Origin of the sequence: Streptomyces sp. NPDC101151 (assembly GCF_044768335.1) — a bacterium.
In the GTDB taxonomy this organism is placed as follows: Bacteria; Actinomycetota; Actinomycetes; order Streptomycetales; family Streptomycetaceae; genus Streptomyces.
In genome coordinates, this window is sequence record NZ_JBIWPP010000087.1 from 1 (window position 1) to 1,152 (window position 1,152).

Annotated in this window: 1 protein-coding gene; it reads left to right on the top strand. The window is 65.6% G+C overall.

From position 1 onward, the window contains the following. Positions 1-102: 102 nt before the first annotated feature. Positions 103-567 (top strand): GNAT family N-acetyltransferase, encoded by a 465-nt coding sequence (locus ACIRU3_RS46890; protein WP_404070464.1) that lies wholly within the window; start codon positions 103-105, stop codon positions 565-567. Positions 568-1,152 lie beyond the last annotated feature (585 nt).

Sequence of the window (1,152 nt, forward strand, 5' to 3'; positions counted from 1 at the left end):
AGATCCGCGACGACATCCACGAAGCGTTCCTCACTCTCGGATGCGCACTCATCTGCTGGCGACGCCTGAAGTCATTCCGATAGGAGTTCTAAGAGTGCGGACATGCCAACCTCGCTGCACCTACAAGAGATCACCCCTGACAACTTCGAGACTGCGATCGGCCTTCGGGTCCGCCCCGACCAGGAACACCTGGTGGCACCCGTGGTGAAGTCGCTCGCCGAGGCATACGTCCACCCCGGCATCGCCTGGCCCCGGCTCATCTGTGACGACGACGAGGTCGTCGGGTTCCTCATGGCCTTCTTCCACATCGACTGGACCGGCAAGGGCACAGACTTTCGCTCCGGACTCTGGCGTCTCAACATCGCAGATGAAAAGCAGGGCCGAGGCTACGGACGCTTCGCAGTGGAGTCCGTGGCTGCCGAGATCCGGCGCCGAGGTGGCACACGCCTGACCACCACCTGGCATCCCAGCGCGGACGGCCCAACAGGCTTCTACCTGACGCTCGGATTCCGACCGACTGGAGAGATGAGCGGAGACCAGACGGTGGGCATGCTGGAACTGGACTGAACCCGGGCATCTGCCACACCTGCGCGTCGGCCTCGGCGGCTCATCGGCACGGGTCGTCCTCGGTCAGTGGTCGCCCGTCGCTGATCATCCGGGCGGACCGGGCCGGGTTTCGCAGCAGTCGACGAGGCGCGCGAGCCAGCGGGTCACCTCCTCAACGTCGCCCGGAACGGCAAAACTCGGCGGAACACGGTGAGGGGCCGACGTGGCGGTTTGATGCGGGGCCGACCCCGATCAGAGCATCGATCCCCAACCACCCCCGACGCACACGCGGACCCTCGTCCTCCGCAGCACCATCAGCACCGACAGCACGTCCTCAGCACGCATCACCCGACACAGACCGTAAGCAACTGCACCAGATCCGTCATCCTTGTGCGCATCCATCGCCGACCCGTCTCCCAAAGGGACCCCGCACAGCAAAGACCCGAGCCCCAGCATGACTGCAGGGCTCGGGCTCTCGATCGATTCACATACCCGCCGCAGCCATCAGCCGATGCGGCAGCAAGAGCGGCCGTTCCTACTTGGGCGGGTCCACCGGAGGCTTACCCGGGTCCGGCATGCCCGGGTCGGGCTTACCCGGGTCGGGCT

What these genes read in the sequence shown, in the direction of transcription:
- ACIRU3_RS46890 (WP_404070464.1), top strand. Translation starts at nt 103, where the DNA reads ATGCCAACCTCGCTGCACCTACAAGAGATCACCCCTGACAACTTCGAG.